Annotated in this window: 17 protein-coding genes; 6 read left to right on the top strand and 11 right to left on the bottom strand. The window is 64.8% G+C overall.

Annotated elements, in window-relative coordinates; all coding sequences use genetic code 11:
* Nucleotides 1–28 precede the first annotated feature (28 nt).
* On the top strand, nt 29–1,222 hold the full coding sequence (locus HDE76_RS12785; RefSeq protein ID WP_184508079.1) for an SAM-dependent methyltransferase: 1,194 nt from the start codon (nt 29–31) through the stop codon (nt 1,220–1,222).
* Nucleotides 1,223–1,238: 16 nt separating this feature from the next.
* Here the strand turns inward: HDE76_RS12785 and HDE76_RS12780 are convergent, their stop codons facing one another.
* The 5 genes from HDE76_RS12780 to HDE76_RS12760 form a co-directional block, all read right to left on the bottom strand.
* Entirely contained in the window at nt 1,239–3,485 is a 2,247-nt protein-coding gene (locus tag HDE76_RS12780; protein ID WP_179480487.1) for a YfhO family protein, read from the bottom strand.
* A 128-nt stretch (nt 3,486–3,613) separates the two neighbouring features.
* Nucleotides 3,614–5,791 (bottom strand): LTA synthase family protein, encoded by a 2,178-nt coding sequence (locus tag HDE76_RS12775; protein WP_184508076.1) that lies wholly within the window; start codon nt 5,789–5,791, stop codon nt 3,614–3,616.
* Between the two features lie 112 nt (nt 5,792–5,903).
* A complete protein-coding gene (locus HDE76_RS12770) occupies nt 5,904–7,133 on the bottom strand; it encodes a multifunctional CCA addition/repair protein (protein WP_184508073.1) in 1,230 nt (409 codons plus the stop codon).
* A 139-nt stretch (nt 7,134–7,272) separates the two neighbouring features.
* Nucleotides 7,273–8,211, bottom strand: coding sequence for a complex I NDUFA9 subunit family protein (locus HDE76_RS12765; protein ID WP_179480493.1), 939 nt, complete (start codon nt 8,209–8,211; stop codon nt 7,273–7,275).
* Between the two features lie 57 nt (nt 8,212–8,268).
* Nucleotides 8,269–10,365, bottom strand: a complete 2,097-nt coding sequence (locus HDE76_RS12760) for a transglycosylase SLT domain-containing protein (RefSeq protein ID WP_179480495.1) — start codon at nt 10,363–10,365, stop codon at nt 8,269–8,271.
* 153 nt (nt 10,366–10,518) lie between these two features.
* Here HDE76_RS12760 and HDE76_RS12755 point away from each other — a divergent pair, with 153 nt between their 5' ends.
* Nucleotides 10,519–12,126 carry a glycoside hydrolase family 17 gene (locus HDE76_RS12755; RefSeq protein ID WP_179480497.1) on the top strand — a complete coding sequence of 536 codons (1,608 nt, stop codon included), beginning with the start codon at nt 10,519–10,521 and terminating at the stop codon, nt 12,124–12,126.
* On the opposite strand, the gene HDE76_RS12750 is transcribed toward HDE76_RS12755, so the two are convergent.
* From HDE76_RS12750 to HDE76_RS12730, 5 genes are all read right to left on the bottom strand, one after another.
* Nucleotides 12,070–12,471, bottom strand: coding sequence for a hypothetical protein (locus HDE76_RS12750; RefSeq protein WP_179480499.1), 402 nt, complete (start codon nt 12,469–12,471; stop codon nt 12,070–12,072). The genes HDE76_RS12755 and HDE76_RS12750 overlap by 57 nt on opposite strands.
* A gap of 52 nt (nt 12,472–12,523) precedes the next feature.
* Entirely contained in the window at nt 12,524–13,333 is an 810-nt protein-coding gene (locus HDE76_RS12745; protein WP_179480501.1) for an endonuclease/exonuclease/phosphatase family protein, read from the bottom strand.
* A 149-nt stretch (nt 13,334–13,482) separates the two neighbouring features.
* Nucleotides 13,483–14,145, bottom strand: coding sequence for a thiol:disulfide interchange protein DsbA/DsbL (locus HDE76_RS12740; RefSeq protein ID WP_184508070.1), 663 nt, complete (start codon nt 14,143–14,145; stop codon nt 13,483–13,485).
* A 70-nt stretch (nt 14,146–14,215) separates the two neighbouring features.
* Entirely contained in the window at nt 14,216–15,082 is an 867-nt protein-coding gene (locus HDE76_RS12735) for a thiol:disulfide interchange protein DsbA/DsbL (RefSeq protein WP_184508067.1), read from the bottom strand.
* A gap of 128 nt (nt 15,083–15,210) precedes the next feature.
* Entirely contained in the window at nt 15,211–16,053 is an 843-nt protein-coding gene (locus HDE76_RS12730; RefSeq protein ID WP_179480507.1) for a c-type cytochrome, read from the bottom strand.
* Between the two features lie 116 nt (nt 16,054–16,169).
* Between HDE76_RS12730 and yihA the strand changes: the two genes are divergently transcribed.
* Nucleotides 16,170–16,892 carry a ribosome biogenesis GTP-binding protein YihA/YsxC gene (gene yihA, locus HDE76_RS12725; RefSeq protein WP_179480509.1) on the top strand — a complete coding sequence of 241 codons (723 nt, stop codon included), beginning with the start codon at nt 16,170–16,172 and terminating at the stop codon, nt 16,890–16,892.
* A gap of 25 nt (nt 16,893–16,917) precedes the next feature.
* Here the strand turns inward: yihA and HDE76_RS12720 are convergent, their stop codons facing one another.
* Nucleotides 16,918–17,409: a GAF domain-containing protein gene (locus HDE76_RS12720; protein WP_179480751.1), complete on the bottom strand. Its 492-nt coding sequence runs from the start codon at nt 17,407–17,409 to the stop codon at nt 16,918–16,920.
* 189 nt (nt 17,410–17,598) lie between these two features.
* On the opposite strand from HDE76_RS12720, the gene bioD reads away from it, so the two are divergent.
* The 3 genes from bioD (at nt 17,599) to dcp (ending at nt 21,133) form a co-directional block, all read left to right on the top strand.
* Nucleotides 17,599–18,279: a dethiobiotin synthase gene (gene bioD / locus HDE76_RS12715; protein ID WP_179480511.1), complete on the top strand. Its 681-nt coding sequence runs from the start codon at nt 17,599–17,601 to the stop codon at nt 18,277–18,279.
* Between the two features lie 78 nt (nt 18,280–18,357).
* Nucleotides 18,358–18,705 (top strand): hypothetical protein, encoded by a 348-nt coding sequence (locus HDE76_RS12710; protein WP_179480513.1) that lies wholly within the window; start codon nt 18,358–18,360, stop codon nt 18,703–18,705.
* A 229-nt stretch (nt 18,706–18,934) separates the two neighbouring features.
* Complete coding sequence (dcp, locus tag HDE76_RS12705) at nt 18,935–21,133, top strand: peptidyl-dipeptidase Dcp (protein ID WP_179480515.1); 2,199 nt, start codon at nt 18,935–18,937, stop codon at nt 21,131–21,133.
* Nucleotides 21,134–21,270: the final 137 nt, after the last annotated feature.

The following is a 21,270-nucleotide window of genomic DNA, read 5'->3' as shown; positions in this document are numbered from 1 at the left end:
GCGCTTTTGGTCAATGGCAACGCCGCCCATGCAGTCCCGACTTCCCGAACCCGGCACCGACGAGCGCGCCCATTCCGATCGTCTGGTGCAGCTGCTGCACCAGACGATCGCTGCGCAGGGTCCACTCCCGTTCGCACAGTACATGGAGCGCTGCCTTTATGCGCCCGGCCTGGGCTATTACAGCGCCGGCCGCACGAAGTTTGGCGCTGCCGGCGATTTCGTCACGGCGCCCGAGCTCGGCGAAATGTTCGCCGGTTGCGTCGTCAACGCGGTGCAGCCCACGCTGGCGTCGCTGGGTAAGGAGGCGGACTTTCTGGAGCTCGGCGGTGGCAGCGGCGCCTTTGCCGAAACGGCGCTCAAGGCGCTGGCGGCGAGCAACACCCTGCCGCGTCATTATCTGATTCTGGAACCGAGTGCCGACCTTCGCGAGCGTCAGCGCGAGCGGCTGCTGGCCAATCTTGCGCCGGAGATAAACGCCCGCGTGCGCTGGCTCGACCGCCCGCCCGAGGCGGATTGGTGCGGGGTTCTGTTCGCCAACGAAGTCATCGATGCGCTGCCGGCCACACGCTTCACCGTGCGCGATGGCGAAATCTTCGAAGAGCATGTCAGTTTCGACAGCAACGGTCGACTGCAGCGCATCGATTGTCCGGCCGATGCGCTGGTATCCGGCGCGGTACGCCATATCGAGCGCGATCTGGGCACCCGATTCGTCGACGGCTATCGCTCCGAAGTGCTGCCGCAGTTGCCGCTCTGGATTCAGGCGATTGCCGGCGCACTGACCGCCGGCATCATGTTGTTTGTCGACTATGGTTACGTGCGCCGCGAGTTTTACCTGCCAGAACGCGACGACGGTACGCTGATGGCGCATTACCGCCATCGCGCGCATAACGATCCGCTGTATCTGCCCGGCCTCAACGACCTCACCGCCTCCGTCGATTTCACCGCCGTGGCCGAAGCCGGCAAGAGCGCGGGCTTCGATTTGGCCGTCTATCTGCCGCAGGCGTCCTTCCTGATCGGTGCAGGCCTGCAGGATATCTTTCAAAGCATGCAGGGCGAGGCCGGCGACGATCGCGCCGCCTACCAGCTCGCCCAGCAGGTCAAACGCCTGATGCTGCCCGACCAGATGGGCGAGCGCTTCCAAGCCATGCTGTTCACTCGCGGACTCGATACGCCGCGCTTGCCGGTCGACCTGTTCGCCGCCGATCAGTCGGCTCGTCTGTAGGTCTCGATCGAATGGATCAGCGCGAGCGCTGCCGCCAGACATCGGCAACCATCGTCCACGGGTGAAACACAAAACGGATGACGTGAAGACCGGCCGGCACGCACACCGCGCGGAACATGCCGTTGGCGCGATGAATCGTCAGGCTTGCACCGTCCACATCGGCGACCCAGCCGGGGAAGTCCAGCTCGCTCAGCACCAGCCAGCCGGCGCCGGATGACTGCGTACGCATGGACAGCTGCGTCGGCGTTGCCTGCACGTCGGCGATCGCCAGCTGGGCAGTGCATGCGGTTGCCACGTTCTCACCCGTGCGCTGATCTTCCGTGTCGCGTGGGGTCAGCCAGACCGTAGTGCGAAAATCCGTTGCGTCGAAAGCCGATGGCGAAGGGAGCTGCCATGGGGACAAGGCGATCGCATGCGTCGGGTTGAGCCACCGCGGGTACGCCTTGTCGTTTTGCCAGACTTCGTTATGGGTTTGGCTGTCGGCGAAGATTTTTTCGTAACCCGACGGGGCCGGCCACGGAGTTGTTTCGGTCTTGTGCACATCGATTACATAGCGTACGCCGAGAAGATCGCTCAGCTTGCTGTCTGGCGCCGTGTTGAACAGCGTGTTGACCCGCGATGGTGCACCGTCGAAACCGCTGCCGTTGCCGCGTGCGCCGTACCAGCGATCGTAGAGCCCGTACCGCAGTGGGTTATAACCCTGGGTCGATTGCAGGTCGCGCAGCACCACAAGGTTGTCCCACTGGCTGCCCGCATCGACGGGCTCCAGCCTTGCCGGCAACGTGCCTGGAGCCGGCTGCATGCGCGCGGACAGAAAGTCGGCGGTGGCGTCGTGCAGGAAGATCTTCGCCTTGTCGGGACCTTCGTTGAACGTGCCGTCGAGGTTGAAACAGCGGTAATCCACCACCAGGAGTACCAGCAACCACGTCGCTGTGCGAAGCGTCGTGCCCGTACGCCGCAGCCGCCAAAACGCCAGTACGGCGACGACGGCGGCAATCAGGCTTTCGCCGTGCCAGCGCGCGTAGGTGTGATGCATGGGCAGGCTGGAGAGCGTCAGCCACAGCGCCGCGACGGCGAGCAAAGTGGCGACATGGCGTCGTGAATCCAGCCGAAAATGACTGGCCGCCAGCCCGCTGAACATGGCCAGAGAAAAATTCAGCAGGTAGGCTGCATCTGATGGCCGACGGAACTGCTGCACGCCAGGCAGCCACGCATAAAGCCACGCATAGAAAGGCGTGTTCACGCCCAGCATGTAGAAAAAGGCGATCACGGCTACGGCGGCAAAAAAGATCAGCTGCCGCCGCTGCGGCGGTTCACGCCAGGCCATGCCGATACCCGCGAGCATCAAGGTCGGCATGGCGCCGATGTATAGATACGCTTCGACGCGGTCCGCCGGGCCGCTGTAGCTGCCGCGCAAGGCATGCAGCGCGTTGGGGTCGAAGAACGTGAGCAGCGCACGCCAATCCAGTGAGGCGCTCGCCGAGGTAGCAAGCGGTAGCGTGGCGCGGTTCGACAGCGTCGTATAAGCCCAGGTGAAAAGCAGCTGCGGCAAACCGATAGCCGACGCAAAGAGGATCGCGAGCAGCATGCCGACGAACCAGCGCCATCGTGCTGCCGCGCCGTAGTCGCGCCAATGCGTAACGCTGGCACCGGCCGCATAGGCGACCATCATCAGCGTCAGTACATAGGTGAGTTGCACCAGCTGCGTGACCATGGCGCCAGCGACCAGACCCAGCAGCAGTCCGCGGCGCCAGTCCGGCGCCTGGAGGAAGTGCCGCAGTACCAGCAGCACCAACGGCGCATACGCGTAGGCCAGTAGGATCGGCGTATGTTCCATGCGCGAGGCGGCGACGCCACCGGCCATGAACACCGTGGCGCCAACGAGCGCGCCAAAAGCATTCGCACCAGAGCGCTTCAACAGGGCGAGCATGGCGGTGCCGCCCATGAGCAAGTGCAGCAGCACGCCCCATGCAAACCAGCTGGCGCCCGGCGCCCTGCGCAGCAGCATCCATGCCATGAGCAGCGGCGAAAACAGCATGCCCTGGGGATCGGCGATCTGCGGGTAGCCTGAATAGATATACGGATTCCACCAGGGCCACAGGCCCATACGCAGGCTATGCGCGTTGAAATAGACGGTCGGATAGGACGAAATCATCGCGTCCCAGGGCAGCACGCGGATGTTCAGCAGCAGCGGCAGATTCAGCGTCAACCAGATCAGGCACAGGCCGGCGAAGAGCCGCACAAAGGGACGATGCTGCAACATCTGAAGAGGCCCCTGGTCAGACAGACATGAAGACGTTGAGACGTCTGATGGCATTGGACGGATGACGTCGCACTTGCCTTGCCGATCATCCTGCGGCTCGAACTTGCCGCAGGATGATGCCATGACGCTTACGTGCCGGTGGGAACTTTGCTGGCGCTGGTAGCCGGGGCTGGCGCCATGTCCGGTTTCGCCGGTAACGTTGGTGGGGCCGGCAAGGGCGTTACCGGCGTCGAATCGCTGGGACGATGCGCCAGCTGGCCGCGCCGGAACTGTTCGCTGGCGACCTGGTAATACGCCACCGCCTGATCGATCAGGGTCTGGTTCTGTGGATTGATCGGCGTGGCGTCACCGGTGGCGTAGTCCGGCGTGAACTGCTCCAGCTTACGCTGGGGCTCCAGCACGGTGAGCGCGTTGTCGCGCAGATAGCCGAGCTTTTCGTAGGTACCCGGCAGCGCATGTCCCTCGTTCGGCGGCATCGCGAACACGTCCTGGCCGAAGAAGCGCGTACGGTAGCTGAAGTTGAGCATGCCCAGCACGGTCGGCGGAATATCCAGCTGGCCCATCCACTGATGCACGCGCTGCGGTGGAAAATTCTTCGGCGAATAGATCCACAGCGGGATGTGGTAATGGTTGATCGGAAGCGTGGTCTTGCCGGCGCTGGAGGCGCAGTGATCGGCGGTGATGACGAACACGGTGTTGTCGAAGTAGGGCTTGCTGCGCGCTCGCTCGATGAAGTCCTTGATCGACCAGTCGGTGTATGCCACCGAACCGGGCCGCGACGGGCTGACCTGCGATACGCGGCCAGCCGGGTAGGTATACGGCCGGTGGTTGGAGGTGGTCATGATGTGCAGGAAGAACGGCTTGCCATCGTTGTGGATGTCGTCCATCTGTTGCAGCGCCAGCGTATACAGATCCTCGTCCGACACGCCCCACACGTTCTGGCTGTGGATCGGCGCATCCTTGGGAATGTCGCCGCGGTCGACCGTGCGATAGCCGTTGTGGCTGAAGAAATAATTCATGTTGTCGAAGTAGCCGTAGCCACCGTAGACAAAGTCCGACTGGTACCCGCGATCGTTGAAGATGTCGGCCAGCGAAAACAGATTTTCGTTGCGGTGTTCGCGGATCAGCGAGTCGCCCGGCGTAGGCGGTACCGATAGCGACAGCGCTTCCAGCCCGCGTACGGTGCGCGTGCCGTTGGCATAGAGGTTGTCGAAGAACACGCTCTGGCCGACCAGCGAATCCAGATATGGCGTGAGATTTTCCTTGTTGCCGAACGTCCCCAGGTAATCGCCCGAAAGGCTCTCCACGCTGATCAGCACCACGTTGAGATGCTTCTCGTTGCCGCTGTGCCGGATCTCGCGTGTGAGGTCCTGTGGATCGCGGCTGACGAACGTGGCGTCGGGCGTCTTCAGCTGCTCGCGCAGAATGCCGAAGGCCTTGTCGTCGGGCAGGGTGCGATAGAACTTGGCGTAGTCCAGATGCGAGCTGCGGAACGCGGCGAAAAACTGGTAGATGCCGTTGCCGGCCAGCTCGTTGACGTAGCTGTTGCGGGTTTGATCCTTCATGCCGCCGTTGACGGCAAACAGGGATGCCACCGTCAGCACCAGCCACAGCAGCGCCACGCTGCCGCGCTGCCAGAAACGACTGCCGTCGTCGCGCGTGCGCAGGCCGCGCCTGCTCAGCGCGAACAACACCAGGGTCGCGATCACCAGCAGGCCGAGCCAGGTGAAGATGGGATACGACTCGCGGATATTGCCGATGACCTCGGTGGTGTAGACCAGATAATCCACCGCGATAAAGTTGAAGCGCACACTGAATTCGTTCCAGAACACCAGCTCGCACGCCGCCACGAACAGCAGTCCGTAGAGCAGCGCCAGCCCCATCAGGTACATCGCCCACTGGCCGCTGCGCCCTGAATACGCCAGCGCGGGCATGGGCAGGAAAAACAGAAACAGGATCACCAGCGGCCACGACTCGTGCACGTGCACGTGCCAGCGCAAAAACACCAGACCCAGGCAGGCCGCGTACAAAAGCGCCATGCCCAGCAGGTAAAGCAGCCACTGTCCGACACCGGAAATCCGCGCTCGTCGCGCCGGCACCAGCCACAGAAACAGCACCATCGGCCACGCCACGTAGATAAACGTGATCAGGTCGTAGCCCAGGCCCACGCCGAAGCTGTAAAGCAAGTTCAGCGGACTATGCGATACGTCGGCACCGGACATCACCAGCAGTGCCACGCGGGTCACCAGCGCGATCGCAATAAAGGTGATGGCCAGCCACAGCAGCGGACGGAAACGCTGACGCATGGGTGAGACCGTGGTGAAAGCTCGCGGCACCGGTAACTCCAGAAAATGAAAACCAATCGGTCAGCGCGCGTTCCGGGCGCCATTTATCCAGACTTTATACAACGCGCAGCTTTTACGAATGTTCAGTTTTCACTAGCGCGATCGCCTCGATGCGGGCCGCGTTCATCGCCGCGCCGATCGCCGGGCCGACCAGTCCCTGCGCGATGAAGCCGCTGGCGTCGATCGCCGCCGCGGCGGCGCGGGCAGTGCGCAGGTAGTCGGCCTGCGGATAGGCATCGTCTTCGTGGCCCAGCCGGCCGCGCTTGTCGGCCTCGCAGGCCGCAAGAAAAAGCTCAAGCCTTGCCGGCCTGCGCAACGCATCCAGTGCGCTCAGCAGCTTCAGTACCGTGGCCGGCTTCAGCTCGAAGGCGCGATGGGCGTTGAGATGTTCGCGGCATACCTGTTCGGCCAGCGCCGCGTGCTCGGTCGGCACCTTCAGTCGCTCGGCCAGCACGCGCAGCGGCGCCACGCCGCGATGCTCGTGGCCGACATGGCGCGGCAGTTCACCTGCCGGCGTCAGCGCCTTGCCCAAGTCGTGCGTGAGCGCGCAGAAGCCGGCAATGTCGTTGCCTGGCGCGATACGCGCCGCGGCATCGAGCACCATTTCCAGATGCACGCCGGTGTCGATCTCGGGATGAAACTCCGCCCGCTGCGGCACGCCGTAGAGCGCGTCGACTTCGGGAAACAGCACGGCGAGCGCGCCGCATGCACGCAGTACGCGCAAAAACGCGGAGGGCTGCGGCTCGGCCAGCGCCTTGCGCGTTTCCGCCCATACGCGTTCGGGTACGAGGTGATCGACCTCGCCGTCGCGCACCATCTGCCGCATCAGCGCCAACGTTTCATCGGCCACGGCGAAACCCAGCGATGCGAAGCGCGCGGCGAAACGCGCCACCCGCAGCACGCGCACCGGGTCTTCGACGAACGCCTCGGACACGTGGCGAAGCACGCGCGCCTCGATATCGCGCACGCCGTGATACGGATCGGTCAGCGCGCCGTGCTCGTCCTGCGCGATCGCATTGATGGTGAGGTCGCGTCGTGCAAGATCCTGTTCCAGCGTCACCGTCGCGTCGGCCTGAAACACGAAACCGTGATAGCCGCGGCCGGTTTTGCGCTCAGTCCGCGCCAGCGCGTACTCCTCGCCGCTGCGCGGGTGCAGAAATACCGGGAAATCCTTGCCGACCGGCCGGTAGCCCTGCGCAAGCAATTCGTCGGGCGTCGCGCCGACCACCACGTGATCGCGATCGACCACCGGTCGCCCGAGCAGGGCATCGCGAACCGCGCCGCCGACTAGATAGGTTTGCATGATGAAGGGTTTGCCATGCGCATAGGTTTCATCCGAAAAAGCGCCGTAGGTTGGAGTGAGCGGAAGCGAACTCCAACACCTTCGCCCGCACCGCGTTGGGATTCGCTGGCGCTCATCCCAACCTACGATCCTCGCGGGTCTATCGCCGGGCGGCGCGTGCCTGGTTCAACCGGTTTTGCAGCGGCGAACCGTGGATCAGCCGCGGCAGCCAGGGGGTGAAGGGTTGCGGCACGATGCCGAGCGTGGCGTAGCCGTCGGTCTTGCCGACGGAGTCGGTGCGCAGCGACAGAAAGTTGTCGAGTGAGAAGGGTTTGCCGGGCAGCAGGCCGGCGACCTGCGCCTGCAGGCGGCCCAGGCTGTCGGGCAGCGCGATGATGGTGCGCTTGAGGCCGGCAGTGTCGCTGATCTTGCGCACGATCTCGCCGAGGGTGAGCACTTCGGGGCCATAGAGTTCGAAGCTGCTGCGTTTGCCGAGCTTGTCGCTGGCGACGCAGCGGGCGATGGCTTCGCCGACGTCGCCGACGTAGGTCGGCGCCATTCGCGACTTGGCGCGAGCCAGCGGAAACACCGGCAGTTTTTTCAGCAACGAGGCGAATCGGCTTACCAGGCCATCGCCCGGGCCGAAGATCACGCTGGGCTGGTAGATGGTCCATTCGAGCGAGGATGCCTTGACCAGCGATTCGGCTTCGCCGCGCGTTTTCAAGTATTGCGACAGCCCCTGGCCGGCCTTCAGCGAACTCATCTGGTGCAGGCGCGCGACGCCGCTGGCATGACAGGCGGCGATCACGCGTTTGGTCAGTTCCACGTGCGCGCGCTGGAAGCTGTGCGGGCCGCCGGCGTTGAGAATGCCGACGAGGTTGATCACCGCATCGGCACCGGTGAATTCCTTGCGCAGCACCTCGTCGTTATAGACGTCCGCGGTGCGAACGACGACGGTGGGCAGTACGCCCAGCGCGCGATGCTGCTCGCGGTTGCGGCTAAGCATCACGACGTGGTGGCCATCGGCGGCGAGTCGGGGGACGAGATGGCTACCGACGAAACCGGTGCCGCCGAGGATGACGATTTTCTGTGCGGCCATGGGGCTGGATCCTGCTATGTCTCGAAAGGGATGGACGACGTCATCAAGTATGGCGCTTCACGGTGACGCGCCGGGTGTGGATGACGCCCCTACGGGCGTGACGGCCGGCGCTGGGGCGGGAATGGGCGCCGGCGTGCTCTCCGGTTTGTCGATGACCGCGCTGGCCGGGCAGTCGATGGAGCGCTTCACCGTCATCGCGTTGGGCAGCTCGTACGTCTGTCCAATCGGGCTCATGCGGGTAGCCAGCGGTACGGCGTTACCGTTGAGGCGCCAGTCGTAGATCACGCTGAAGGCCATCACGCGCGCCACGTACTCGCGGGTTTCCTTGTACGGCATGGTGGCGACGAACACGTCCGGCGTCAGCGTGCCGCGTGCAGCCAGCCACTGGTCAAGTTTGTTCGGGCCGGCGTTGTAGGCGGCGCTGCCCAGCCACGGCGCGCCGTTGTAGCGGCCGGCCAGCTGGGCGAGATAGCGCGTGCCCAGGGTGATGTTGACCGTCGGGTCGTACAGCGAATCGCCGCCGTTCCAGTTGAGTCCATTGCTGCGCGCCACCATGGCAGCGGTGCCCGGCACCAGCTGCATCAGTCCGCGTGCATCGGCGCCGGAGCGCGCATCGGTCATCCACGCGCTTTCCGCGCGCAAAATGCCGTAGGCCCAGGCCGGCTCGATGCCGGCCTGTTCGGCCTGCGGTACCACGCCGTCCTGGCTGGCCAGCGGAAAGCGCAGGTCGTAGAGTCGCAGCGCGTCGCCGCTGCTGAGGCTGAACACCGCGCGGTCGTACCAGCCGCGCTGGTTGGCCAGATCGGCGGCCAGTCGAAGCGTGCTCTGGTCGTCGCCCTGCAGCGCGCGTGACCACTCGCGCCGGGCCAGCTTGGGCAGGCCGACGACGTAAAGCTCGAAGGCACGCAGCAGCCCCGGCCGGGCCAGCAGCGCCTGCTCGCGCTGCGGATCGCCGGCCAGCTGCAGCGGGCAGATGGCGTAGGGCTGGTTGAGTTTGTCGGCTGCCATGAAGCCGAAGAAGGTGGGCTCCTTCGCCAACGCGCCGAACACGGCTTGCGCTTCGCTGCTGCGGTTCAGCGCGGCCAGCGCACGGGCGCGAAAGTAGCGCCACTCGCCGTCGGCTTTCTGGGCGTCGCTCATTGCCGCGATCGCGTCCAGCACGGCGTTCCAGTCCTGCTGCGCCAGCGCGATGCGCGCGCGCCACTCGCGCGTGCTGTCGCTCTGCGCGGCGGCGGGCAGGTCGATCAGGCGGGTCAGCGCGTTTTCGTCGAAGTCGGTGGCATGAAACAGCGCCAGCGTGCGCAGGATCTGATCGCGCTGCGACGGGCTGAAACTGAAATGCGTCTGCAGGTTTTGCCAGCCCGTGTCGGCGCTGGCGGACTGCCGTCGCGCCAGCCGCGTCAGCGCCAGGGTGGCCGCTTCGCGCGTGCGCAGCGTGTCCGGCCAGCTGGCTGCCGCGGCAACCGCTGAGGCGGGATCGCGCAAGGCCTGCGCAAGCTGCTGGGCGGTCGCGCGATCGCCTTGCGGCAGCCAGCCGGCCAGCTTGCTTATGGTGCCGGGCTGTCCCGCGTCGGCAGCGCGATCGATACGCGACCACAGTCGGGTGCTGGTCAACAGGCCTTGATCGTTTGCCGCGCTCAATACCGGATCGCAGGCGTCGGGCAGGCTGGGCTTGCTCCACAGGTCGGCCAGGTCGCGATCGAAATCCAGTGTGGCGCCGCGCGACAGTTTCGCCTGCAGCGCATCGCAGGTCAGCGTGTCGCCGAGATTGGGCTGATAGAGGGCCAGGAAATCGTTCCAGTCCTGCCGTCGCGCCAGTTCCAGCAGAAAATCGCGGCGCAGGTCGGCGGCGGGAATCCAGTCCGGGTATTGCTTGATGTAGGCCTGCACCGTGGCAAGGTCGTCCTGCTTGAGATCGTGCTCCAGCGCGGCAGCTTGCAGGTAGGGATACAGCGGGTAATCGCGCAGGCCGCTGGCCAGCTGGCGCCAGTCGTCGCCGCCCTGCTGCTGGGCGCTGGCATAAGCCTGCTTGAACGCGGCGCGCTGCGCGTCCGATGGCTCGACCGCATGCGCGGACGAAGCGCCCAAAAGCATGGTGAGGCTCAGCAATAAACCGGCAATCGAAATGCGCCTAGGCACAGTAGCGACGAACATGGGAACTCCTGCAATCGTTCGACCGCCAGTGTAGTGGATGCCCCGACGGCGCATGACAGCGCGGTTCACGATGGCGGGCATCGCAAGATTAGTGAGCCCGCACGGGCCTGCTAAACTCGCACGCTTATACCGTTTATACGAGATGGATTCGGCATGCCTCCAGAGCCCTCGCCCACGCATCGCCGGCACGGACTCACTTGGCTATTGCTCTTGCTTGCCGCTGCGGCGGGCGCCTGGTGGTGGTGGTCGATCGGCAGGCCGGTCGAGCTGCCCGATGCGCCGTCATCGCGCATCGCCTGCGTGTCCTACGGTCCCTTCCGCCGTGCCGGCGAGTCGCCACTCGATCCCAAAGCCTTCATCAGCCCTGAGCGGGTCGACGCGGACATGCGCATGCTGTCGCAGCGTTTCGACTGCGTGCGCACCTATTCGCAGGGGCAGGGCCTGAGCGCGGTGCCGGAGATCGCGGCGCGGCATGGCATGAAAGTGCTGATGGGCATCTGGCTCAGCCGCAATCCCACGTTGAACGATGAGCAGATACGGCTCGGCATCGCGGCGGCGAAGGCGAATCCGCAGGCCATCCGCGGCATTATCGTCGGCAACGAAGTGCTGCTGCGCGGTGAGCTTTCCTCGGCGCAGATAGCCGGCTATCTGCGCGAGGTGAAAGCGGCCGTCAGCGTGCCGGTGACCTACGCGGACGTGTGGGAATTCTGGCTGCGCCATCCCGAGCTGGCCTCGTCGGTCGACTACATCACTATCCACATTTTGCCTTACTGGGAAGACAAGCCGGTGCCGTCGCCGCTGGCTGTGCAGCACGTGGAGGAGGTTTCAGCGCGAGTCGAGCGCGCCTTTCCCGGGCGTCAAATAATGATCGGAGAGACCGGCTGGCCCAGCGAAGGACGTCCGCGACAGGGCGTGCAGGCGAGCGTGGTCGACGAGGCGCGTTACCTGCGCGAGTTCATGCGTTACGCGACGACCGCCCGCATGCCTTACAACGTATTCGCGGCATTCGACCAGCCGTGGCAACGGGTTCTCGAAGGTACGGTGGGCGGCTACTGGGGCATCTTCGACGTCAATGCCAAACCGAAATTTCCGATGCAGGGCCCGGTGACCGAAGAGCCGCATTGGGCCTACGGCTGGTTGGCCGGCGCGGTCGGTGCGATCGTTTTCTTGCTGGCAGGCAGTTGGCGCCGACGCTGGAACCGCAAACGCGGTTGGCTTGCGCTGATGCTGCTGGGATCTGCCAGCGGCTGCGCGCTGGCCTGGCAAGCGCGGCAGATGTGGTTTGCCTGCAGCAACACGGTGGAGTGGGCGCTGTCGATCGCCGCCTGCGTGGCGGCTCTGGCAACCGCGCTGCAGCTGGCGCGTTGGATCGCGGCGCGTCTGGCAGGCTTCACGCCGCCGATGAGGCCGTCGGCGTGGCTGCGGTTTGGATGGCTATTCCTGTTGACGTACTTCGACTTGCTGCAGGTGTTCGACGGGCGCTATCGCGATTTTCCGCTAGGCCTGTTCGCGCTGCCGTGTATTGGCTACGCCCTGATGGCGCTGCTGTCGGATCGGCATGAGGCGAGGATGCCGATGGTCGAGGAGCGCTTTTTGGCGGCATGCCTGCCGATACTTGCCGCTGTGGTGGTGCTGCAGGAGGCTGGCGTGATGCCGGTGGCCTGGCTCTGGCTGCTCTTGAACTCGGCGATTGCCGCGCCGGTGCTAGTCGGCTGGCGACAGGCGCGGCAGCAGCTGCGCCTGAATCCGCAGCAGGCGTAGGCACCCGATCAGCAGCGCCAGCGCGCCTGCCTCGAAGCAGTACATTTCCAGCGCAAAAGCACCGAACGCTGCGGCCAGCCATGCCGCCCACGGCTGCTTCCACAGCAGTGACAGCGCCGCGGCAATCAGGGCAGCGATACCGAAGCCATTGCTCAGAAAGCCGACCACGATGGCCTGACGCGTGCTGCACCACCACGGGGCATGTCCGTTTTCGCACAGCTGCACGACGGCGCTGGGTTCGACCATGCCGTAGCGCAGCGCAGCGGCGAGTACGCCGACGATGATCAGCAGCAGCCAAGGCAGCGTCTTGCGCGACCAGCCGGCGGGATTCGATGAGGACGTCATGCACTCGTGCTCGTGCGGGTTATTGTGCGAAGGTTTCGAATGGGCAGGCGGTTCATCGGTGGCGTCCTTGCGTCGCGGTGCCGACGTGCGCAGGCAGCCTAATCTCCGCCGCGATGGGCAGATGATCGGAGAAAGCCTGCGGCAGCGTCCAGGTCTTGTCCAACTGGATCGCCGCCGTTGTAAGGATGTGATCCAGCGCCCGCCGCGGCTTCCAGCTGGGAAAGGTTGGGGTGGACTGCGCTGGCGGCTGCAGGCCGCACTTGGAAAACAGGTAATGCATCTCCGCGCTGTGCGGCTCGGTATTGAGATCGCCCATCAGCACCGCGTGCGGAAAATCCTGCAGCAACTCGGCGATAAACCCAAGTTGTTTTGCCCGCGCCGGCGCACTCAACGAGAGGTGCGCCACCATCACCGCCAGCGCGCCGTCGCCTTCGCCGAACCGCGCCAGCAGTGCGCCGCGGCCGGGGATGCGGCTGGGCAGCGGATAGTCCAGCACCGAGCTCGGTTCCATCCGACTGATCAGCCCGTTGGCCGAATGCGCCAGTCGCGCCATCGGGCGATTCGGCTGGTGGCTCCAGAACGGCATGCCGGAGGTTTCGGCGAGGTAGCGGGTCTGGTTGAGAAAGCCCGAGCGCAGGCTGCCGGCGTCGGCTTCCTGCAATCCGATCACGTCGAACTGCGGCAGCACCTCGGCCAGCCGGTCGAGGTTGTCCATCTTGCTGCGCCCAGGCAGCACGGCGGTGAGGCTGCGCGTGACGTATTCGCTGTAACGCTGCACGCTGGCGCCAGCCAAAATATTGCAGCTCAACAGGCGCAGGCGGCGCTCGGCAGGTGCAGCAGGGGGACTGGCGGCGCGATTCATTGCAGCACACTACACGGGGAAGGAAGGCGGTGGTTCGGCGAGCAAACAGCGCAGAGTCCTGCTGGCCAGCCACCGCGCGAAGCATGACGTACCCGACGTGAACACCATGCCAGCCGCTCCGTCGGCTTCGACGCTTCAGGCATCGGAGATTACTTCTTGTTGCTTCCCAACTCGCGCTTGGCCAGCCAAAGCGCGACCGCCGCAAGTTCATCCATATCCTTGGCGCCGGTCACGCGGTACTTGCCGTCGACGACCAGCGTCGGCGTGCCGTCGACCTGCCATTTCTGGATAAGCGCCAGATCGCTCTTCATCTTGTCGGTGACTTCGTCGGAGGTCGCGATGCGCATAAATTCATCGCGGTTGACGCCTTGCTTGGCATAGAAATCGGCCAGCTCGTCCATCGAGTTGATCGGATAATTCTGCCCAAACTTCTCCGCAAAAAGCTCCTGATGCGTGCGGTCAACCACGCCTAGCTGCTTGGCGGCGTAATAGGCGCGCGCAAACGGCAGCCACTCGGCGCTGAACGGGGCCGGCATCAGCTTGAACACCACGCCGGGCGGAAGCTCTTTGCGCAGCTTTTCGGCGATCGGCGCAAAATGCGCGCAGTGGATGCAGCCGTAGGAAAACACCTCGACCACCTCGACCTTGCCCTCGGCGCTGTAGAGCTGGTTCGGCGCAGGCAGCGTCACGTACTGGGCGCCTTCGGTATACGGCGCCGCGGCCGTCGAGTTGGATTGTGCGCCGCAGGCGCTGGTCAGCAGCAGGCCGCCGAGCAGGGCGAGCAGGCGCAGATGGGAAAATCGCTTCAGCATGGGCTTCTCTCTTGCGTGGTGGCCGCAGCCAGCGTCGTTCGGATTGGGGCGATCAAAGTTGCGCGAGTGATTACTTGCCGGCCGTTTCCTTGGCGACCAGCCACTGCACCAGCTCGATGGTCTGCGGCAGGCCGCCGGCGTCTTTCGGGGTCAGCCGGTATTTGCCGTTGACCACGAGGGTCGGCGTGCTGTCGACACCCAGCGCCTTGAGCTCGTCGTCGGCGCGCTTCATTTGCGTGTTAATGCTGAACGAGTTGGCGACGCCGACGAACTGCTTCGGGTCGACGCCGTACTTGGCATAGAACTTGGCCACGTCGTCCAGGGTGGGCCACGCCTCGTGCGGCTTGGGCTTGCCGGCCTGCAGGTCGTAGGTGGCCAGTTCGCCGGTCTTCCAGGCGGCATCGAACATCGCGTCATAGGTCTTGTCGGCGACGCCCAGCGCCTGGGCGGCATAGAAAGCGCGCTGGAACAGCGGCCAGTTTTCGTCCGGACGGAACGAGGCCGGCAGGTAAACGACCACGGCATTCGACGGCAGGCTCTTGACCAGCTGGTCCATCGTAGTGTGGAACGAATTGCAGGCTGGGCAGGCGTAGGAAAAGACCTCGGTCACCTCGACCTTGCCCGGATGGCTGGTCGGTTGCGCCGGATCGACCAGGTAATAGTTCTTGCCCTCGACCCATTTGCCGTCATCGACGAACGGTGCGGCCGGCTTCGCCGGTTTTTCGTCGGCGGTCGCGGGCGTCGAGGCGCTGGCGGCCGGTGCAGCGCTGGCCGAAGGTGCGGGCGCGGTGCTGGCCGGCGTCGGAGCGGTACTTGCAGCGGCCGCGCTGGCTGCGGTGGTCGATGCAACGGGCGCCGCCGCGCTGTTGTCGCCGTCGTGGCTGCAGGCGGCAAGTGCGAGCAGGGCGGCGCACAGGAACGGTAAACGCTTCAGCATGAGAACCTCGGAACGGAAGGGGAGCGACGCCGGGGGCGGCCGTGAATTGAGTGAATCGCAAAAACCGAATGGAACTCAGACCGCCAGCGTCGACGCGAGTTCGGCCCGTTCCGCGCCAGCATCGACAATCAGGGGGTCGCAGGCGCCGCGGTGGGCTGGGCGCTGTGCAGCCCCTCGACATAGCTGGCCAGCGCGGCGATGTCGTTGGAGTCGAGCTTCTGCGCGATCGCCGGCATGATCTGCGAGTGCGCGTCGTCGCCCCAGCTGGTGCCGTCGTGCCACGCCTTCAGCTTGGCCTGGATGTACTGCGCGTGTTGGGCGGTGAGCTGCGGATACATGGCGCCCGGGTTGCCGCGGCCGTCGATGCTGTGACAGGCCATGCAGGCGGGAATGCCGCGCGTGGCGTCGCCTTCGCGGAACAGCGTCTGGCCGTGATCGACCAGCGCTTGGTCGGCCACGCCGGGCAGCGAAGTCTTGCTGGCGAAGTAGGCGCCGATGTCCTGCATGTCCTGTGGCGACAGCGGCGTGGCCATGCCGAGCATGATCGGGTTCTGGCGCTTGCCGGATTTGAAGTTCGCCAGCTGATGGGCGATGTAGGCCTCGCTCTGGCCGGCCAGCTTCGGATATTGCGGATCGCTGGAGTTGCCATCGAGTCCATGGCAGGCGCCGCAGACGGCGGCCTTGCCCTGGCCGACGGTTGCGTCGCCGGGTTTGACAGCCACGACGGCGGCGGGCGCCGCTGCCGTGCTGGCCGACGGTGGCGTGGTGGCGGCTGTGGCTGCGTTATCGGCGCTCGCTGCGGCAGCGGGTTTCACTGCGGTGCCGGCGACGGCAGGCTTGGCCGCCGTGGTGGAAGCAGCTGGCTTCGGCGCATCGGCCTGGGCCATCACCACGCCGGCAGACAGGGCAAATGCGAGAGCGGTGGCGGAGCCGAGAACAGCGCTGCGAAAACCGGCGGACCGAAAACTCATACACTGGACTCCCGAGAAACTTGCGAACACCGCCGCGGATCGCCGCCATTCGGCTTGCATCAGGCAGTAACTCAAGAATTATCCCTGTGCCACCGTCCCTTGGTCAAACCATTCCCATGTCCAATCCCTTACAAGGCGCGCAGTTCATGCTCGCTGCCCATCGCATCAGTCAATTGCCCGCCGATCAGGGCGCCGAAGTGGCGTTCGCCGGACGCTCCAACGCGGGCAAGTCCAGCGCGCTCAATGCGCTGACCAATCACAAGGGGCTGGCGCGCACCTCCAAAACGCCCGGCCGCACGCAGCAGATGGTGGCTTTCAGCTTGCCGCCGCACAAGGATGTGCCAGTGCTGCGAGCGCAGGAAGCGCAGGAGCGACCGCCGCCGAAGGAGGTATCGGGGTCGCGAGCGGATCCGGCCAACGGCCAGCCGCCGCTGGATCTGCGTCTGATCGATCTGCCCGGCTACGGCTATGCCAAGGTGCCGCTGGAGATGCGCGAGCACTGGAAGCTGGAGATCGATGCCTACCTGCATCAGCGCCAAAGCCTGCGCGGGCTGGTGCTGATCGTCGACATTCGCCACCCGCTGAAGGAGTTCGACCGGCAGATGCTCGAGTTCTGTCTGGGTACCCAGCTGCCGTGCCATCTGCTGCTGACCAAGGCCGACAAGCTCTCGCGCAATCAGGCCATGCAGGCGCTGGCGACGCTGCGCAAGCAATTCGCGGCTGAGGGGCTGCATGCCACGGCGCAGATTTTCTCGTCCTCGGCCGGCACCGGCGTGGACGAGGCGCGCGAGGCGGTGATGACGCTGCTGCGCCAGCCGCGGGTTCTCGGCGCGCGCTGATCGAGCGGCGCCGCATGGTGCGGTATCAGCGCGGTAGGGTTTCCATGAACGCCGCGCACAGCGCTTCCATGCCGGCGCGGTCGTCGTCGTCGAAGCGCTCGATCACCGGGCTGTCGACGTCCCATACGCCGAGCAGGGTGCCGTCCGCTTTGACCAGCGGTACGACGATTTCCGACTGCGAGGCGGCATCGCAGGCGATATGGCCCTCGAACGCGTGCACGTCGCGCACCAGCTGGGTTTGTCGATCCTGCGCGGCCGTTCCGCATACGCCCCGTCCCAGCGCAATGCGTATGCAGGCCGGCTTGCCCTGGAACGGGCCCACGACCAGCTCGCTGCCGTCGAAGAGATAAAACCCGGCCCAGTTCACCTCGGGCAGGCTGTTGAAGACCAGCGCGCTGAAGTTGGCGGCGTTGGCGATCATGTTGCTTTCCCCCAGCATCAGGCCGCGCGCCTGCTGTACCAGATCGTCGTACTGTTCGCGCTTGCTGGCATAGGTGGTCGTGGTGGTTTCGAACATGGCGGGTGTCTGCACGCTAAAGAACCGTATTATGCCCGGCGCTGGCGATGGCGTAGCCACTGATCGAACGGATATCCGTTTTCGCCGCAAGCCTGGCCCGGCTGTCGACGTCGCCGGGTGTTTTTTACCGATGCCGACCGTGCCGCGGCTGCGTGCCGCCCGGCGGTATTACCTCCATGGAGTCATCGCGTGAGTCATTCCGCTGTTTTCATCGCCGGCACCGATACCGGCATCGGCAAAACGCACGCCGCCTGTGCCCTGATACACGCCCTGCGCGAGGCCGGTCACACCACCTGCGGCATGAAGCCGGTGGCCAGCGGCTGCGAATCGACGCCGCAAGGTTTGCGCAACGAGGATGCGCTGGCGCTGCAGGCGGCGAGCAGCATGGCTGTCGATTACGACCTGATCAATCCGATGGCGTTGAGCGAGCCGATGGCGCCGCATCTGGCCGCGGCGCACGAGGGTGTGGCGATATCCCTGTCGCCGCTGCGTTTCGCCTTCGATCAACTGCGTGAAAACCATCGACGCGTCGTGGTCGAGGGCGTCGGTGGCTGGCTGGTGCCGCTGGCGCCGGAGTTGTCGGCGGCGGATATCGCCAAGGAGTGGCAGCTGCCGGTGATCTTGGTGGTCGGTCTGCGCCTGGGCTGCCTCAATCACGCCCTGCTCAGCGCGCGCGTCATCCAGACCGATGGCTGCCAGCTGCTGGGCTGGATCGGCAACACGATCGATCCCCACATGCTGGCGCTGGACGAAAATCTGGCTACGCTGCGCGAGCTGATGCCGGTGCCCTGCCTCGGTGTATTGCCGCACAACCTGGCGCCCGAGCAGGCGGCGACGCATTTGCAGGCCGCGGTGGTTGCCTTGGGCTGAGCTTCACATGCCGCGTGCTTCGATGACGGAGCGCAACCTAAGCTTTGTTCAACTCAAAAGTACCTCGCCGGAGATACCATGGCCCGCAGCCACTACTACCTGTCCATCGCCGATCTCGCCAAGGCGCGCGGCAACGATCCTCGGTTTTCCTACAGCGGCGCCGGCCCGGACGACTTCGCTACGGCATTGCAGCAGGCATTGCGCGATGCGGATCTGTTCAACCGCTGGCGTGCGGCGCAGCCCGATCCCGACGCGGTCGACGGCAATCTGGCAGAAACCGATCCGCAGGCCCAAGTGAATGCCAAGGTCAGCGATCTGCACATCGACGTGGAGCTGCTCACCACGCTGCCGATGAGCGTGGTGCGGCAGCGGCTGAACCTGCTGATCGGCAGCGCGTGGCAGCTGCGCGACATGCGCTCGGCCTGAGCGCCGACGAGTCTTTCATCGAGTCGACGATCCAGCGTTGCGCCGGCGGTGACCCATCGGGGGAGTTGGCGCGCCTAGCGTCGGCCGCGAGGACATTCGGCGTCGCGCCATCAAGGCCCCTGACTTTCGGCCCTTGGAAGAACCGGGCCGAAATCGTTAGAGTCGATAGCCGACTATCGTCCACCTGTTCTTTGGACGCGTTATCCTGCACAACACTTGGGGAAACTCGATGCTTCGTCTTCGCATGATCGTTATCGCTACATCAATGGCCCTGACCGCCTGCTCGCCGTCGTCCGACGACAGTGGCAAGCAGCCCGCGGCCAGCGCCACGGTGGCGCACGCCAGCACTGCCGCCGCGCCGGCGCCCGCCGCGACCGCGAGCAATCCGTTTTTCGCCGCCAGCACGCTGCCGTTCCAGGCCCCGCCGTTCGACAAGATCACCGAGGCCGATTACCAGCCGGCGATCGAAGAGGGCATGAAGCAGCACCTGGCCGAGATCGAGAAGATCGCCGACAACCCCGATGCGCCGACCTTCGAAAACACCTACGTGGCGATGGAGAAATCCGGCGCGCTGCTGACTCGCGCCATGATGGCGTTCGAAGGCGTGGCCCAGGCCAATACCAGCGACACGCTGCAGAAGGTCGAGGAAGAAGAAGCGCCTAAGCTGGCCGCCCATCGCGACGCGATCACCCTCAACAGCAAGCTGTTCGCCCGCGTGCAGGCGGTATACGACCAGCGCGATTCGCTCAAGCTCGATCCCGAGTCGCTGCGCCTGGTCGAGGTGACCTACAAGAATTTCGTCCGCGGCGGCGCCAAGCTGTCCGATGCCGACAAGGCCAAGCTCAAGGACCTCAACAAGGAGGAGTCCACCCTCAGCACGCAGTTCAGCAACAAGCTGCTGGCGGCGACCAAGGCCGGCGCGCTGGTGGTGGACGACAAGTCCAAGCTCGATGGCATGTCCGACGCCGACATCGCCGCGGCAGCTGGTGCCGCGAAAGAGCGCAAGGTCGACGGCAAATGGGTCGTGGTGCTGCAGAACACCACTCAGCAGCCCGCGCTGCAGGACATCAACGATCGCGCCACGCGCGAAGCGCTGTTCAATGCCTCGTGGAATCGCGCCGAGAAGGGCGACGCCAACGACACCCGCGACATGATCGAACGCATCGCGCAGATCCGTGCCCAGCAAGCCAAGTTGCTCGGGTATCCGAACTACGCCGCGTGGACGCTGGACGACCAGATGGCGAAGACGCCGGATGCGGCGATCAAGTTCATGCAGAATCTGGTGCCGGCCGTCACGGCGCGCGCCGAGCGCGAGTCGAAGGACATCCAGGCGGTGATCGACCAGCAGAAGGGCGGCTTCAAGGTCGCTGCCTGGGACTGGGAGCATTACTCCGAGCAGGTGCGCAAGGCCAAGTACGATCTGGACGAGTCGCAGATCAAGCCGTACTTCGAACTGGACAACGTGCTGCAGAACGGCGTGTTCTACGCGGCCAACCAGCTGTACGGGCTGACCTTCAAGGAGCGCAAGGACATCCCGGTGTATCAGCCGGACGTGCGCGTGTTCGAGGTGTTCGACAAGGACGGCACCTCGATGGCGCTGTTCTATTGCGATTACTTCAAGCGCGACAACAAGAACGGCGGCGCCTGGATGAGCAACTTCGTCACCCAGTCCAAGCTGTTGGGCACCAAGCCGGTAATCTACAACGTCGCCAACTTCACCAAGCCGGCGGCGGGCCAGCCGGCGCTGCTGTCGTTCGATGACGTGGTCACCATGTTCCACGAGTTCGGCCACGGTCTGCACGGCATCTTTGCCGACTCACAGTACCCGAGCCTCTCGGGTGCCAACACGGCGCGCGACTTCGTCGAGTTTCCGTCGCAGTTCAACGAGCATTGGGCATCCGATCCGAAGGTGTTCGCCAACTACGCCAAGAACTACAAGACCGGCGAGCCGATGCCGCAGGTGTTGGTGGACAAGATCAAGAAGGCCGCCACCTTCAACAAGGGCTACGACATGACCGAGCTGGTCTCGGCCGCGCTGCTCGACATGGGCTGGCACACGCTCGGTGCGGATGCGCCCAAGCAGGATGCCGACGCCTTCGAGGCAAAGACACTGAAGGACGACAAGATCGATCTGAGCTACGTGCCGCCGCGCTATCGCTCGAGCTATTTCGCGCACATCTGGGGCGGCGGCTATGCGGCCGGTTACTACGCCTACCTGTGGACCGAGATGCTGGCCGACGACGGCTTCGAATGGTTCAAAGAGCACGGCGGCCTGACCCGCGAGAACGGCGATCGCTTCCGCGCGATGGTACTGTCGCGAGGCAATACCGAAGATCTCGACACGATGTACAAGGACTGGCGCGGCAAGGCACCGAGCATCGAACCGATGCTGATCGACCGCGGATTGAAGGATGCGCCGAAAAAATAATTCGCGCACTTTGAATGTCACGCCGTCCGATCAGGCCCGCCATGTGCGGGCCTGATTTTTTGAAGCTCCGATCGCACCGTTCGTGGCTGCGTACAAAATTGCGACAGAAACGGCACGGTCGCTACCCGCGTGGAATA

Origin of the sequence: Rhodanobacter sp. ANJX3 (genome assembly GCF_014200755.1) — a bacterium.
Taxonomy (GTDB): Bacteria; Pseudomonadota; Gammaproteobacteria; order Xanthomonadales; family Rhodanobacteraceae; genus Rhodanobacter.
The sequence above is the reverse complement of the archived record's forward strand: the minus strand, read 5'-3'. Positions and strand labels throughout refer to the sequence as shown.

Bases quoted from the DNA above. Each gene is read 5' to 3' on its own strand.
- HDE76_RS12740 (WP_184508070.1), bottom strand. From the start codon at position 14,145: ATGCTGAAGCGATTTTCCCATCTGCGCCTGCTCGCCCTGCTCGGCGGC.
- HDE76_RS12720 (WP_179480751.1), bottom strand. From the start codon at position 17,409: ATGTTCGAAACCACCACGACCACCTATGCCAGCAAGCGCGAACAGTAC.
- HDE76_RS12750 (WP_179480499.1), bottom strand. From the start codon at position 12,471: ATGACGTCCTCATCGAATCCCGCCGGCTGGTCGCGCAAGACGCTGCCT.
- HDE76_RS12730 (WP_179480507.1), bottom strand. From the start codon at position 16,053: ATGAGTTTTCGGTCCGCCGGTTTTCGCAGCGCTGTTCTCGGCTCCGCC.
- HDE76_RS12745 (WP_179480501.1), bottom strand. From the start codon at position 13,333: ATGAATCGCGCCGCCAGTCCCCCTGCTGCACCTGCCGAGCGCCGCCTG.
- HDE76_RS12775 (WP_184508076.1), bottom strand. From the start codon at position 5,791: ATGCGTCAGCGTTTCCGTCCGCTGCTGTGGCTGGCCATCACCTTTATT.
- HDE76_RS12755 (WP_179480497.1), top strand. From the start codon at position 10,519: ATGCCTCCAGAGCCCTCGCCCACGCATCGCCGGCACGGACTCACTTGG.
- HDE76_RS12735 (WP_184508067.1), bottom strand. From the start codon at position 15,082: ATGCTGAAGCGTTTACCGTTCCTGTGCGCCGCCCTGCTCGCACTTGCC.
- HDE76_RS12765 (WP_179480493.1), bottom strand. From the start codon at position 8,211: ATGGCCGCACAGAAAATCGTCATCCTCGGCGGCACCGGTTTCGTCGGT.
- HDE76_RS12780 (WP_179480487.1), bottom strand. From the start codon at position 3,485: ATGTTGCAGCATCGTCCCTTTGTGCGGCTCTTCGCCGGCCTGTGCCTG.
- HDE76_RS12770 (WP_184508073.1), bottom strand. From the start codon at position 7,133: ATGCAAACCTATCTAGTCGGCGGCGCGGTTCGCGATGCCCTGCTCGGG.
- yihA (WP_179480509.1), top strand. From the start codon at position 16,170: ATGTCCAATCCCTTACAAGGCGCGCAGTTCATGCTCGCTGCCCATCGC.
- HDE76_RS12785 (WP_184508079.1), top strand. From the start codon at position 29: ATGCAGTCCCGACTTCCCGAACCCGGCACCGACGAGCGCGCCCATTCC.
- dcp (WP_179480515.1), top strand. From the start codon at position 18,935: ATGCTTCGTCTTCGCATGATCGTTATCGCTACATCAATGGCCCTGACC.
- HDE76_RS12760 (WP_179480495.1), bottom strand. From the start codon at position 10,365: ATGTTCGTCGCTACTGTGCCTAGGCGCATTTCGATTGCCGGTTTATTG.
- HDE76_RS12710 (WP_179480513.1), top strand. From the start codon at position 18,358: ATGGCCCGCAGCCACTACTACCTGTCCATCGCCGATCTCGCCAAGGCG.